This window comes from Kribbella sp. CWNU-51 (assembly GCF_054073265.1).
On record NZ_JBSXMZ010000003.1, the window covers coordinates 53,793 to 67,764 of the forward strand.

The window sequence follows — 13,972 nt, forward strand, 5'->3', positions numbered from 1 at the left end:
GTGTCTAGAGTTGACGGCATGGAACTCCTCGGCGAGCGGCCGGTGTGGTCGATGAGCGGCAGCGAAAAGCTCGCTGCTCTCGACGCCCTCGAGGCCGACCTCGCCCGCCGGCAGACCTACCGCCTCCACCTCATCGCGAGCCTCGACCACGACGGCTACGCCCAAGAAATCGGCGCCCACGACACCACCCAGCTCCTCGCGTTCCGCTACCGCCTCGACCGTCCCCAAGCCCGCCGCGACGTCCGCCTCGCCCAAACCCTGCCCAAATACGCCGCGGTGTCGGCCGCCCTCCCGACGCCCTACCGCGCAGCACACACCCCCGACACCCCGACCGACAATCCAGATGACCCGGACCAGCCGGACCAGCCGGACCAGCCGGACGAGGCGGACGAGGCGGACCAGGCGGACCAGGCGGGCGAGCCGGACGCGGCGGGTGGCGCGGGGGCGGCGGAGGGGTTCCTGCGCCCGGCCCAGGCCGAGGCGATCGTGACCGCGCTCGAGAAAGTCCCCGACACCGTCCCGGTCGAGGACCTCGACGTGGCCGAACGCGAACTCCTCGCCCTGGCCCGCCACCTGTCCCCGGCCGAACTCCGCAAGGCCGGCCAACGCGTCCGCGACATCCTCGACACCGACGGCCCCGAACCCGACGAACACCACGCCTACACCCACGAATCGCTGACCCTGACCGGAACCGACCGGGGCGTGAAGTTCCGCGGCTACCTGGCCAACGAAAACGCCGAACTCCTGCGCTCCCTCATCCACGCCGGCGCCCGCCCCCACCGCACCCACACCGGCGACCTCGACCCCCGCCCCCGCGACAAACGCCAAGCCGACGCCCTCACCACCGCCCTCACCCTCGCCGCCACCGCCTACGACACCACCACCACCGCCCGTCCAACTGACGCCGCCACGGCCGGAGCCACTACAGCGGGCGCCGGTGCGCCGGGTGCGGCCGATGCCCGCACGGCCGGTGCCGGTACGGCGGACGTGGATGGGGCGGTCGGGGTCGGGGCTGGTGGGTTTGGGCGGATTCCGGGGTTCGGTGCGAAGGCGAACATCACCGTGACCATCGACCTGCAGGACCTGAAGTCGGCGGCCGCCGACGCGATCGGCGACGTGGTGTACGGCGACGGACTGTCCGCGGCCACCATCCGGCGACTCGCCTGCGACGCCAAGATCATCCCGCTGGTGCTCGGGTCGAAATCGGAGCCGCTGGACGTCGGGCGGGCCGAGCGGCTGGTCACCGGCGCGATGCGCCGCGCCCTGAACGCCCGCGACACAGGCTGCGTCGTCTGCGGCGCCCCACCCGTGCAGTGCGACGCCCACCACCTGCAGTCCTGGATCGACGGCGGCGCCACCGCCGTACACAACCTGTGCCTGCTCTGCCGCCGCCATCACGTCGACCTCCACCACGGCGACTGGACCATCACCATCACCGACGGCGAGGTCCACGTCGCCCGCCCCGCCTGGGCCGACCCGCCACCCCAACACACCACCCGACCAGCCCGGCAACCCGACCCCTGCCGACCACGGCACCAGCCCGCCCAACAGCCGCCGGCACCGTCACCGCCACCGCCGCCGCCACAGCCCACCGGACCAAGCACGACCGGTGCATCCCGCATGAGCTCACCGCACACCGGACGCGACCCGTCCGGATCACCTCATGCGGGCTTACCGCACCTGGGAGACAACCCGTCCGCTGAGTCCCGCTCGCCCTCAACACCCGAGCCGGGCGCGCCGACACCCCGACCACCCGAGCCGGATGCGACGACAACCCCGCCGCCTGAGCCGGATGCGACGACAACGCCGCCGCCTGAGTCCAGCGCGACAACCGCGCCAGTTGGGTCTGCGGCATGATGCCCGCGGCGCGTCGAGCCTTGCCGTATCTGGTCTGCGAGCAGGGCTGCTGCACAGCCTGCGGCTCGCCGGTTGTGAGTGGATCGGGGATGTCGGGTCGTCGTCGCTCCGTGAGGCGGCGAGCTTGGCTATCTGGGGTGAGGCTCCCGAGCCAACCGATCGACCCGTGCACCCAGCCGGCTCCACGGGCGATCATCCAAACGATCACCACGACGACCGCGTGTCAGATCCATGGCAGGAGGCCGCACTCAGCCCGAAGGTCACCCCATAGAAGCCCAGGTCGAGGCCGCCGCCCGCAAGTGGGTGCGTGGCCGGTCCGGTGGGGTGCGTTGCGGGTGCGGTGGGGTGTGTGTGGTGGGTGTGCGCGGGGTGGGTCGGGTGGGTGTGCGCGTGGTGGGTGGCGTGGGGGTTTCTAGGGGAGGGTGAGGATTTCGGGGCCTGTTGGGGTGATGGCTACTGTCTGTTCGGCGTGGGCGCCTCGGGATTGGTCGGCGGAGCGGAGGGTCCAGCCGTCTTCGTCGATGCGGTAGGTGCTGCCGGGGCCGGACCAGAACCAGGGTTCGATGGCGAAGACGTGGCCGGCGCGGAGTTTGAGGCCTCGGCCGGGGCGTCCGCCGTTCGGGATGTGGGGGTCTTCGTGCATGCGGTGGCCGATGCCGTGGCCGCCGAAGTCGAGGTTGGTGCCGAGGCCGGCGTCGTGGCCGATGCGGCCGATCGCGGCACTGATGTCGCCGAGGCGGTTGCCGTCGACCGCGGCAGCGATGCCGGCGGCGAGCGCGCGTTCGGTGGTCGCGATCAGCTCCAGGTCTTCGGGATGCGGCGTACCGATGCAGAAGCTGATGGCGGAGTCCGCGCACCATCCGTCGACGGAGGCGCCGCAGTCGACGTTCAGCAGGTCGCCGTCCTCGAGTTTCAGGTCGGTCGGCAGGCCGTGCAGTACCGCGTCGTTGACCGACGTACAGATGACGCCGCTGAACGGGCTCGTCGCGAACCCGGGCTGGTAACCCTCGAACAGCGACACCGCCCCGGCCGAGCGCAGGACGTCCCGGGCGACCTCGTCGAGCTCGCGCAACGAGACCCCGACGGAGGCCTCCTTCTTCACTGCCTGCAGGGCGTTGGCGACGACACGGCCGGCCGTGCGCATCTGTTCGATCTCCGCCGGCGTCTTCAACTCGACCATTGGCTGCTTCCTCAACTTCACGGGATAGTTATACCGGTACTATTATCACGCTCATGGTAAGACCACCTCTGTCCAGCTGGGATCGCGAACGCGGCCGCCAGCTCGGCCGCCTGCTCCGTGAGGCCCGCGGCGAGCGCAGCATGGTGGACGTCGCGGCCGCCTGCGGGGTCTCCGTCGACACCCTCCGCAAGATCGAGACGGGTCGTATCCCCACCCCAGCCCTGTTCACTGTTGCCGCCGTCGCCGCCACCCTCGACCTCTCCCTGGACACCCTGGTGGCCGCCTGCCAGGACAACCACGTCGCCGACGCCCCACCGGACTCCTCCGGCCTGATCGCCTAGACCTCCTGTAATGGTTCGCGGCGAGCGGGAACGCAATGACCACGCCGGAAACGGCTGACCTCGACCAGCGCTTCCGCGACCACTATCGCGCCGTACTGCGGTACGTCGTGCGCCGCGCTGGTGATCGCAACAGAGAGCTGGTCGTCGCGCTGACCGACCTCTACGAGACCGTGCCGGTCCCCGGCGTTCGGTCGGCGACGCTGACCCTGCTGGCCGACCGGGGCGACGTCGTGGCGCTGGGATCGATGACCGATCGGGCACACCCTCTACCTAAAGGCCCGCTGAGCCCGCTAAGGACACTGGTTGGTTGCCGCGGCAACTAAATCTGGGGTTGCTGCGTCTCCTGAGCGAATGGAGTTGAGGCTTGGGGGACGGGATGGCGGTACGACGACGTACGGTGCTCGGCGGATTGCTCGCCGGAGCCGGAGTACTGGCGACTGCAGGGTGCATCGCCGACACGGCAGCCGACACCGGGAGCGGTACAAAGACTGGTCAGCCCGGCGCCAGATCCGAAGCAGGTAAGGGGAAGCGACCCGACCGGATCACGCTGGTAGCGACCGGCGACGTACTGCTGCACGAGCGACTGTGGACCACCGCGAAGCGCGACGGCGACGACGGCACCTGGAACTTCGCGCCACTCATGAGCAGCATCAAGCCGTTGGTGCAGCAGGCCGACCTAGCGATCGCGCACCTGGAGACTCCCCTCGCACCATTAGGCGGTCCGTATCACGGCTACCCGCTCTTCCAAGGCCCGCCGCAGATCGCCACCGCGCTCAAGCAGACGGGGTACGGCGTCTGCACCACAGCCAGCAACCACAGCTTCGACGCCGGTGCGACCGGTGTCGATCGGACCCTCGACACCCTCGAGAAGGCCGGACTGCGCCACGCAGGTACGGCGCGCTCGAGAAGCGAAGCCGAGACGCCCACCGTCGTCGACGTCAACGGTGTGAAGATCGCCTCACTGTCGTACACGTTCGGCTTCAACGGCCTGCCGTACCCGAACGGCCAGACCTGGCGCGCCGGCAAGCTGGACGCGGCCACGATCATCCGGAAGGCGAAAGAGGCGTGCGACCAGGGCGCTGAGATCGTCGTGGTCAGCTGCCACTGGGGGACGGAGTACTCGAGCAGGCTCAACGACCAGCAACGCGAGCTCGCACCCCAACTGCTTGCCGACAGCAACATCGACCTGGTGATCGGTCATCACGCGCACGTGGTGCAGCCGATGGAGCAGATCAACGGCAAATGGGTCGCCTACGGCCTGGGCAACCTGGTCGCGGCGCACCGCGAGCCCAACAGCACCAAGGCCGAAGGTCTCCTGGTCCGCTTCACCTTCAGCCGCGACGGTGACCGCTGGAGGACCGAGCAGGCTGAGTACGCACCGCTCCTGATGACCGACGCGCTGCCCGTCCGGGTTCTCGACGTACGACGTGAGCTGGCGAAGGCCGACAGGTCGAGGAAGAGCCGCCTCGAGCTGGCGCAGCGCCGTACGACGGAGACCGTCACGGCACTGGGTGCGAACCCGAAAATGCTTTGAGCCCAACAGGTCCGGCGTTCTATGGTCGGCGCATGATTACGTACTTCGTGATGGTGCGTCGTGCCCGGCTCCGGGCAGGCGCGGGGTGCCTGGGGATGGCATCCGCTCGATAGTCGTTGGGCTCAGCGCGTCGTGGACGCAGCCGGGGTCAGACCCGGTGAACTCGTCCTCGACGTCGGGGCCGGACTTGGTGCGCTGACTGCGCCGCTGGTCCGGGCCGGTGCCCAGGTAGTGGCCGTCGAACTCCACCCGCAGCGGGTGGACCGGTTGCGTCGGCGGTTCGCGGATGCGGCGGTGACGGTGATCCGGGCCGATGCCGCGGATCTCCGGTTGCCGTCGCGGCCGTTCCGGGTGGTGTCGAGTCCGCCGTACAACATCTCCACCGCACTGCTGAAGCGCTTGCTGGCGCCGGGTTCTCGCCTGGTGTCGGCGGATCTGGTGCTGCAGCGGCAGGTGGCGAACCGGTGGGCTCGCGGTGATGCGCCGGGGGCGAACCGGTGGTTCCGGCACTACGACCCGTCGATCGGGCTTCGCCTTCCCCGCAAGGCTTTCACCCCACCTCCACATGTCGACTCCGCAGTCCTGGTACTGCGCAAACGGTAGGCGGAACAGGAGACCCCCACCAGCCTGGTGGGGGTCTGACTGTTATCCGTGCCAGGAGTTCCACAATGCGGCGTACGAACCCTGACGGGCGACCAGTTCGTCGTGGCTGCCGAGCTCCGAGATCCGCCCGTCCTCCACCACCGCGACGCGGTCCGCGTCGTGGGCCGTGTAGAGGCGGTGGGCGATCGCGATGACCGTCCTGCCCTCCAGCACCGCGGCCAGTGAGCGCTCCATATGCCGAGCGGCCCGCGGGTCGATCAGTGACGTCGCCTCGTCCAGCACCAGCGTGTGCGGATCCGCGAGCACCAGCCGGGCCAATGCCAACTGCTGCGCCTGCGCCGGCGTGAGCGCCAGCTGCCCAGAGCCGACCCGGGTGTCCAGACCGTCCGGCAACGCCTCCGCCCACACCTGCGCGTCGACCGCGGCGAGCGCCGCAAGCAGCTCCTCGTCCGAAGCCCCCGGCCGCGCCATCGACAGGTTGTCGCGCAGCGTCCCGACGAAGACGTGATGCTCCTGGGTCACCAGCGCGACCTGCTTGCGCAGCTCGTCCAACGGCAGCTCGGTCATGCCGACCCCGCCGACCGTCACCGAACCGGTCCGTGGCGGATGGATACCCGCGACCAACCGCCCCAGCGTCGACTTGCCCGCACCGGACGGACCGACCATCGCGATCCGCTCGCCCGGCTGGATGGTCAGCTCGACGCCATGCAGCACGTCGCGGCCGTCGACGTACGAGAACCGCACGTCATGCGCCTCGACCAGCTCACTCGACGGCGACTGCCCCGACGACGTCCGGTCGTCCGGTACGTCGCTGATGCCCAGCAACCGTGCAAAGGCCGCGCCGCCAGACTGGAGCTCGTCCATCCAGGAGATCAACCGGTCGACCGGATCGATCAGCTGGTTGACGTACAGCACGCCGGCCGTGACCGCGCCGAGCGAGACGTGCTCGCCGAGATGCAGCCAGCCTCCGAACAGCAGCGTCCCGACGACCGGCACCAGATAGCCGACCTCGACGACCGGGAACCACACCGTCCGCAGGAACAGCGTGTACCGCTCAGCGAGGTAGGAGCCCCGGATGTCCGCATCGCCGCGCCGGACACGATCGTCGTACCGCCGCAAGGCCTCGACCGTCCGGGCACCCTCGACCGTCTCGGCCAGCGAGCTCGTCATCTGTGCGTACGCCGCGTTCTCACGGAGGTAACCGTCTTTCGCGCGGCGCAAGTACCACTTCGTGCTCAGCCAGAGCACCGGCACCATCGCGACCAACGGCACGAGCACCCACACGCCGACCAGCACAGTGGCGACGACCGTGAACAGCACGGTGACGAACGCGATGATCGTCTCGGGTACGGCGAACCGCACCGTCCGCGACAGGGTGTCGACGTCACGCGACGTCCGGGACAGCAGGTCGCCGGTGCCGGCCCGCTCGACCGTGCCGATCGGCAAGGCGAGCGCGTTGTCGACGAAGTCCTCCCGCAGCTCCGCCAGCACCTGCTCGCCGAGCGCGAACGACTTGAACCGCGCCCACCGGGTCAGCAGCGACTGCGCCACGACGAACACCGCGATCACGATGATCACCTGGTTGACCTTGGCGACGGTCGTCCCGTTCTGGACGTCTTCGACCAGGCCACCGATCAGCCGCGGCGCGGCCAGGCCGGCGACCGCCGCCAGCCCGTGCAGCAGCAGCGCGACGGACAACGTGCGTGGGTGCCGGCGAGCCAGCCGGCGGGCATGCCGCCGGATCTCGGTAGGCCCGGCGACGGGCAGGATCTGCCTCATCGGAGGGCCTCCTCGGCTTCGGTCTCACGGGTGACGGTCCGGCGATACCGGGGCTCGGTGTCGAGCAACGCACGGTGCTTGCCCGAGGCAACTACGCGGCCGGAGGCGACGAAGATCACCTCGTCGACGCGGTCGAGCAGCAACGGGCTCGCGGTCAGGACCACGGTGCTCCGGCCGGACCGGTAGGCACGCAGCCGATCCGCGATCCGCGCCTCGGTGTGCGCGTCGACCGCAGAGGTCGGCTCGACCAGCACGAGGACGGACGGGTCCGCCAGCAGCGCCCGCACCAGCACCAGCCGCTGCCGCTGACCGCCGGAGAACGACCGGCCCTTCTCCTCGACCTCGGAGTCGAGCCCGTCCGTCAACGCGACCAGTACGTCCTCGGCAGACGCCGTACGCATCGCGGCCATGATCTCGTCGTCGGTACGACGGCCGTCCGGGTCGAGCTCCGAGCGCAAGGTGCCGGTGAACAGCTGGGAGCCGGTGTCGCTCACCAGGATCCGCTCACGGACGTCCGCACGCGTCGCACTGGCCAGCGTCACTCCGCCGTACCTGACCTCGCTCAGGTCGTCGTACCGACCCAGGCGGTCTGCCAGCTCCGCATAGCTGTCCGGCTCGGCGGAGACGATCGCGGTGAGCAGGCCGTCGCGCGCACGGATGCCCGAGACCGGATCGACCAGGTCACCGCGGTCGGGCAGGCGCACCGATCGGGTCGGCTCGGTGATGTCGGGCTCCAGCTCCAGCACGCGGACCACTCGACCCGCGGCGACCAGACCGCGCATGAGCTGGTTAGCGAACTCGGTGGCCGTGCGCAGCGGGAGCACCAGGAACGTCGCATAGCCGTAGAACGCAACCAGCGAACCCGCGCTGAGATCTCCCCGCAGCGCGAAGTGCGCGCCCAGGCCGACCACGAGCACCACGAAGATGCCGGGCAGCAGCACCTGGGCCGCATCCAGCACGGACTGAATCCCGGCGACGCGGACACCCGCCTGCCGGACCTGCTGCGACTCGCTGCGGTAGCGCCGGGAGAAAGACTCCTCGCCGCCGATCCCGCGGAGCACCCGCAGACCGCCGACGATGTCGGAGCCGAGCGAGTTCAGCTCGCCGACCGCCTCGCGTTGCGCGGACTGCCGCTTGTGCAGTGGACGCAGCATCGGGCCGAGGCAGAGCAGCATCACGGGTACGCCGATCAGGACCACCAGGCCGAGCGTGGTCGACTGGGTGAGCAGGATCGCCGCGACGATGACGAACGCGACGATCGCACCGGCGAACCGGGCCGAGATCTCCATCAGGTTGCCGACGTACGACAGGTCGCCGGCGCCGACGCTGACCACCTCACCGGTGGCCAGGTGCTTCGGCAGCGTCGCGCCGAGGTCGGCCGACTTCCGGGTCACCACCTGGACGGTGCGGTACGCCGCGGACAGCCAGTTCGTCACCGCGAACCGGTGCCGCATGATGCCCGCGATCGCCTGCACCACGCCGACCGCGAACAGCGCGGCGGTCCACTGCAGCAGCCGCTGGCCGTCGCGCGCGGCGATGCCCTCGTCGATCGCCAGGCCGAGGATCGCCGGGATGAACGCCTGCGCGGCCATCCACAGAATGCCGAACGCCATCCCGCCGATCAGCGTGCGCTTCTGACCGCGCGCGACCCACCACAGATAGCGGGCCGGCGAGCGGTGATCGGGAACGCCGGGATCGGCGAAGGGAAGTTGTTTCATGGCGCCTTCAGGCTAGGTGCGACCACCGACAACCGCATGCGAATTACTCGCGTTTGGGACCATCACGGTCAGTGCGGGTTTCGTCTCCCCGCGCATCAAAAGAGCTTCATCTTGCGTTGGGCAACGAGTTCCCGCGGGGCCATGTCCGGCCCCTGTCCTGGGACCATGCTGGTGATCGCGCATCGGGGAGCGAGTGGCTACCGCCCGGAACACACGCCGGCGGCGTACCGCCTGGCCGCGGCCCAGGGCGCCGACTATCTGGAGCCCGACCTGGTCGCCACCCTCGACGGCGTCCTGGTCTGCCGGCACGAGAACGAGATCTCCGGTACGACGGACGTCGCCGACCACCCGGTCTTCGCGGACCGCAAGCTCACCAAGATCGTCGACGGCACCGCGGTCACCGGCTGGTTCGTCGAGGACTTCACCTACGCCGAACTGCGGACCCTGCGGACCCGGGAGCGGATGCCCGGTCTCCGCGCGAGCAACACGGCGTACGACGGGCTGGAGGAGATCCCCACGTTCGATGACGTGGTGGCCCTCGCCCGGCGGGAGGCGCTGCGGCTCGGGCGGCCGATCGGCGTCATCCCGGAGATCAAGCACCCGATGTACTTCCGGCGGCTCGGACTGCCGCTGGAAGAGCTGTTGACCGAGCGGATCCTGGCGCTGGGGCTGCGCGACGACGAGGTGATGGTGCAGTCGTTCGAGCCGACCAGTCTGCGCCGGCTGTCCGTCATGACGCGGGTGCCGCTGGTACAACTGGTCGACTCCGAGAGCGCTCCGAACGACTTCCTCCGCACCGGCGACGGCCGCACGTACGCCGACCTGATCGAGCCGGCCGGGTTGCGCGAGATCTCGACGTACGCGCATGTACTGGCGCCGCACAAGGACCTGGTCATCCCACGCACCGCGAGCGGGGCCCTGGGCGAGCCGACCCGCCTGGTCGACCAGGCCCATCGCGCGGGCCTGGCCGTCCAGCTCTGGACCTTCCGCGCCGAGCGCCGGTTCCTTCCTGCCGGCATCGACTTCCCGACCGAACTGAACCGTTTCGCCGCCCTCGGCGTCCAGGGCCTGTTCGCTGACCACCCCGACCAGGCTGTCGCAGCACTCCGCAAGCCGGCACTGAACCTGTGACGCGCGACGGAGTCAGCGGAGGCGGTAGGCATGCATCAGGGTCTGGTCGACAGCGTTGCCGTCGCTGTCCGAGGACAGCACCTTCAGCGAGATGAAGTCGCCCGTGCGCGGATGGGTGTACGTCGCCTGGTAGCGGCCGTCAGCCAGTGTGCGCAGCACGGTCTTCTGCCAGGTCGCACCGTCGTCGGAGGAGACCAGGACCTTCATCGCGCTGACCGGTCCGGCGGTCGATCCGGGTTGGTGGCCGACCGTGAGATCGAGGTCGACACGCTGGCCGCGGGCTGCACTGTTGGTGAGATCGAGAGCGCTTCGGCCGGACCGTGCGTCCGCGACGTCGGTGTAGTCGACGTCGAGGAGCGGGAGGACCTCGCTGTCTCCCGCGACGGTCGCGGACTGGAACGTCCACTCGGTGTGGGCGTCTGACAGCAGGCCGACGACGCCGCCACCGTTGGAGACGTCCGAGACGAGCCGGTAGCGGGTGGACTCCGCCGGCACAGTCACGTTCCCGCTGGTCGAGGGCTCGCTGTAGATCTCGGTGTCACCCGCGTACAGAGTGGTGCTGGCCGATCCGCCCGGCATCCCCCGGGACCAGTTCCCGGCGGAGTCGGTGAAGGCCGCATAGTCGAAGTCGATGTTGTTGCGTTGTCGCGTGGTCCGGGCCTGGCTGTTGGGTTCGGAGCCACCGGCGACGCCCGGTGAGTACGGCGCCTTGAGGAACTCGAGGGTGCTGTGTTGTCCAGGCCGGTACGTCGGGAACTCACGCGGGCGGACGACCGTGTACCGCCAGTGGTACTCCCAGGCGGTCGACGCCTGCACGTCGCGATCGGCGGTCAGGTACTGCGTCCGGATGTAGCCCGTGGTCGGGACCTGGTCGGCAACAGGGCTCGACGAACAGTGGCAGCTCTGGTAACTGTGCTGGTTCAGGATCCAGCCGCCCTCGGCCGCGCCCGTTCCGGAGGAGTAGATCTTGGTTGCCACGGTGGCCACGTCGCTGCCCCGGACCCGATAGTCGAGGTCCCTGCCGACCTGCCCGTTCTCGACGAAGCTGACGTCATAGGAGTACGGCGAACGCGGTGTCTCCGTCAGCTCGATCCACGCCGAGGCCGGCTTGTGTGCCGCGGCGCGCAGCTCGAGGCCGTCCGACCGCGACACCGTCATCGTCACGACACTCGCACCCGACGCCGGTTCGACCAGGTACCCAGTCGCGGCCGGGTAGATGACTACCCCGACCGCACCTGCCGCGGCGAGTTGTTCGACCAGCGTGCCGACCCAGACGTCTTTCGGTTGCTGGATGACCGCGACCGCACCGGCCACGCCCTTGGGGTTGGCATCGGCATCGACCAAGCGGTAACGATGTTTTCCCTCAGTCAGCGGACCACCGGCGTACCAACCGTCGACCCGGCGGCGGCCGGATCGGGCCTGCAGTGGTGGGACGCCCGCGTCCCAGGTCGAGGTGACCGAGAACGCGGCGTCGTGGACCTTCTCGGTCGGCGACATCGACAACCGCTGCGGACTGCCCATGGTCAGGTCGGCCCACCAGTCGTCGTAGGTGGCGTCGGGGCTCCCGGGCTCGCCGCGGGACCAACGCACCGTGAGGTTGTGAGGCACCGACGGCTTCGGAGTCGTCAGTGTCATCGGCCGCGCGGTCCGGGCGTCCAGCGTCACGGTGAAGTTCGGCGCACGGGCCGACAACTTCGGCAATCCGACGATGCTCGTCTCCTCGAACCCGGTACCGGAGGCGTCTGGTGTGAGAACCACACCGAAGACGTTGTAGTCGCCCTCCGGCACCCGCACGGTCCACTCCTTCTGGTCCGGCGAGAAGAGCAAGTCGTCGGGGTAGTACCGGTCGTCGTCGTCAGGCGCGTACGGCGCGACGCGGACGTTGCCGCTGGCCGGATTGCCGTGGCGGTCCAGGATTCGCAATGTCACCTCGACCGTGTCGTCCTGCTTGACGAAGCCCACCGCGGTGGCGATCGCGACGCCGGGACCGGTCGCGGTCACACGGCCGGTGTAGTCGGCAGCGTCCAGCGTCGTCGCATCCAGGGCGAGCGTGACGTCGGCCGTGGCGCCTGGTGCGATGGTGACGGTGCTGGGCCGGACGGTGGTTCCCGCCACGTCGGTGGCCAGGTCGAGCGTCACCGGAGCCTTGTACCGATTGCGGTACGTCAGCGTTCGCTGCTGCTGCAGTTGGTCGGCGCGGTAGGGGCGGGTGATGTGGCCGAAGCTCACAACCCCCTGGTCGACGGTGACCTGCTGGGTTGTTGCCCGCGCGAGGTCGACGGCACCTCCACCGACGGTGAAGGTGTCGCCACGGTCGACAGGTGTGGCCGTGGAGGCCAGCGTTGCCTTGAGCTGACCGGGCAACCAGTCGGGATGCTCCTGGTGCAGAACGGCAGCCGCGCCGGCCGCGTACGCCGCCGCCGGCTCGGTGCCGGTTCCGATGGCGTAGCCGCCGCCAGGGTAGGCCCCGACGACGTTGACTGCCGGTGCTGCGACTTCGGGCTTGATCGCCCCACGGTCCGCCTGCACACCGTGCCGTGCCTCATCCCACCACTCGCCCTGCCGATCGGTACCGCCGACAGTGAGCGCGTCGGCAGCCGCCGCCGGAGCCGTGACCTCGGACGTGCCTGGCGCAGCCCGTCCCTTCGCGCCCGCGGGGACGACGAAGAGTGCGTCGGAGCCGCGGCTGAGAGTGTCGACCGCCTTGGTCAGCGGATCCTCACCCCGGGTGACGGCGCCCGCGACGTTGACGTCGACGATGTCGGCCCCCGAGGTCGCGGCCCACTGCAGGCCGGCGATGGCCCAGGACTCGTAGCCGGCGCCGCTGTCGTCGATCACCTTTCCCACGGCGAGATGAGCGCCTGGCGCAGCACCGGCGTACTGCCCGTCGGAGGCGGCGCCGCTGCCTGCCGCGATCGACGCCGCGTGGGTGCCGTTACCGAAGCGATCGGTGGGGTCGTTCCCGCCGGTGAAGTCGCGGGTCTGGTCGATGCGGCCCGCGAAGTCCGGATGGGAGGAGTCGATACCCGTGTCGAGAACCGCGATCGTGGACCCTGTCCCGTCGTACGAGCCCTTGACCTTCGGCGTCGGAGCAGACGCCGTGACAGCGGTGTGCTCCGTGCCGACCGCGCGGGTTCGCCCGTCCAGCCAGACCTTCTGGACGTCGGGGCGCTTCGCGACCTCGGCGAGGAAACCGGTCCCGGCGTTCTTCGACTGCGTCACGGCCTGGGCCTTCGCGCTGGCGAAGGTGGCGTGGACCTGGACCCCGGCGGGCGCAGCCTTCGGTCCGAGGCCCGCTCCGGTGCGGTAGGTGACGATGAGGGGGAGCGTGGTGCGGTCGGCGTCGCCGTACCCCTGGCGCACCAGGGCACTGACGTCGAAGAGGCGCCGATCGAGCTTGCCGGTGGCCAGCAGGTCGAACGCCGAGAGCGGCTCGACGTACACGTCGCCGTCGCGCAGATAGCTGTGGGCGCCGCCGCCCCTGCCGGGCGCGGCCGCGACGACCCTGGCCTGCTGCGAGCCGTCTGAGCGCGTGTCGAGGCGTACGACGTCACCGGTCACGAGTGTGACCAGTTCGGTGGCTGAGCCGGTGCCGGACTGCTCTGGATCGGCAGTGGTCGGGGGCAGGGCCGTGGCAGTGCCGGCTGTGGCCAGCAGTGCGGCGGTCAGTGTTGCAGCAAGGACGAGGGCGGTAAGTCGTCGACGAGGCACGCGTGGAACGTATGAGCCGTCGTAGTCGCGAGCAATCCCTCTGACTGGCAGATACCCGTCATGGCGCGAGTCGGCCGCGCGGCTGGGACGGGCGCGGGGGGGGGGGGGGGGGGGGGGG

At 69.9% G+C, this 13,972-nt stretch carries 10 protein-coding genes; 6 read left to right on the forward strand and 4 right to left on the reverse strand.

Annotation, left to right across the window (positions count from 1 at the left end; all coding sequences use genetic code 11):
• The first annotated feature begins 18 nt into the window (after window positions 1–18).
• The gene (locus ACXC9Q_RS01350; protein ID WP_457054616.1) at window positions 19–1,857 is read left to right on the forward strand and encodes a DUF222 domain-containing protein; all 1,839 of its coding nucleotides are present in this window, start codon (window positions 19–21) and stop codon (window positions 1,855–1,857) included.
• A gap of 412 nt (window positions 1,858–2,269) precedes the next feature.
• On the opposite strand, the gene map is transcribed toward ACXC9Q_RS01350, so the two are convergent.
• Window positions 2,270–3,037 carry a type I methionyl aminopeptidase gene (gene map, locus ACXC9Q_RS01355; protein WP_457054757.1) on the reverse strand — a complete coding sequence of 256 codons (768 nt, stop codon included), beginning with the start codon at window positions 3,035–3,037 and terminating at the stop codon, window positions 2,270–2,272.
• Window positions 3,038–3,090: 53 nt separating this feature from the next.
• Between map and ACXC9Q_RS01360 the strand changes: the two genes are divergently transcribed.
• The 4 genes from ACXC9Q_RS01360 to ACXC9Q_RS01375 are packed head-to-tail and all read left to right on the forward strand — an operon-like array spanning window position 3,091 to window position 5,515.
• Window positions 3,091–3,378, forward strand: a complete 288-nt coding sequence (locus tag ACXC9Q_RS01360; protein WP_328526243.1) for a helix-turn-helix domain-containing protein — start codon at window positions 3,091–3,093, stop codon at window positions 3,376–3,378.
• Window positions 3,379–3,413: 35 nt separating this feature from the next.
• Window positions 3,414–3,701, forward strand: coding sequence for a hypothetical protein (locus ACXC9Q_RS01365; RefSeq protein ID WP_457054617.1), 288 nt, complete (start codon window positions 3,414–3,416; stop codon window positions 3,699–3,701).
• A gap of 41 nt (window positions 3,702–3,742) precedes the next feature.
• On the forward strand, window positions 3,743–4,912 hold the full coding sequence (locus ACXC9Q_RS01370) for a CapA family protein (RefSeq protein ID WP_457054618.1): 1,170 nt from the start codon (window positions 3,743–3,745) through the stop codon (window positions 4,910–4,912).
• Window positions 4,913–4,972: 60 nt separating this feature from the next.
• Window positions 4,973–5,515 carry an rRNA adenine N(6)-methyltransferase family protein gene (locus tag ACXC9Q_RS01375; protein WP_457054619.1) on the forward strand — a complete coding sequence of 181 codons (543 nt, stop codon included), beginning with the start codon at window positions 4,973–4,975 and terminating at the stop codon, window positions 5,513–5,515.
• Between the two features lie 42 nt (window positions 5,516–5,557).
• Here the strand turns inward: ACXC9Q_RS01375 and ACXC9Q_RS01380 are convergent, their stop codons facing one another.
• On the reverse strand, window positions 5,558–7,294 hold the full coding sequence (locus tag ACXC9Q_RS01380; protein ID WP_457054620.1) for an ABC transporter ATP-binding protein: 1,737 nt from the start codon (window positions 7,292–7,294) through the stop codon (window positions 5,558–5,560).
• Window positions 7,291–9,012: an ABC transporter ATP-binding protein gene (locus ACXC9Q_RS01385; protein ID WP_457054621.1), complete on the reverse strand. Its 1,722-nt coding sequence runs from the start codon at window positions 9,010–9,012 to the stop codon at window positions 7,291–7,293. Before ACXC9Q_RS01385 ends, ACXC9Q_RS01380 begins: the two co-directional genes overlap by 4 nt.
• Before the next feature lie 165 nt (window positions 9,013–9,177).
• Here ACXC9Q_RS01385 and ACXC9Q_RS01390 point away from each other — a divergent pair, with 165 nt between their 5' ends.
• Window positions 9,178–10,143: a glycerophosphodiester phosphodiesterase gene (locus tag ACXC9Q_RS01390; RefSeq protein WP_457054622.1), complete on the forward strand. Its 966-nt coding sequence runs from the start codon at window positions 9,178–9,180 to the stop codon at window positions 10,141–10,143.
• A 12-nt stretch (window positions 10,144–10,155) separates the two neighbouring features.
• Here the strand turns inward: ACXC9Q_RS01390 and ACXC9Q_RS01395 are convergent, their stop codons facing one another.
• Window positions 10,156–13,854, reverse strand: coding sequence for a S8 family serine peptidase (locus ACXC9Q_RS01395; RefSeq protein WP_457054623.1), 3,699 nt, complete (start codon window positions 13,852–13,854; stop codon window positions 10,156–10,158).
• Window positions 13,855–13,972 lie beyond the last annotated feature (118 nt).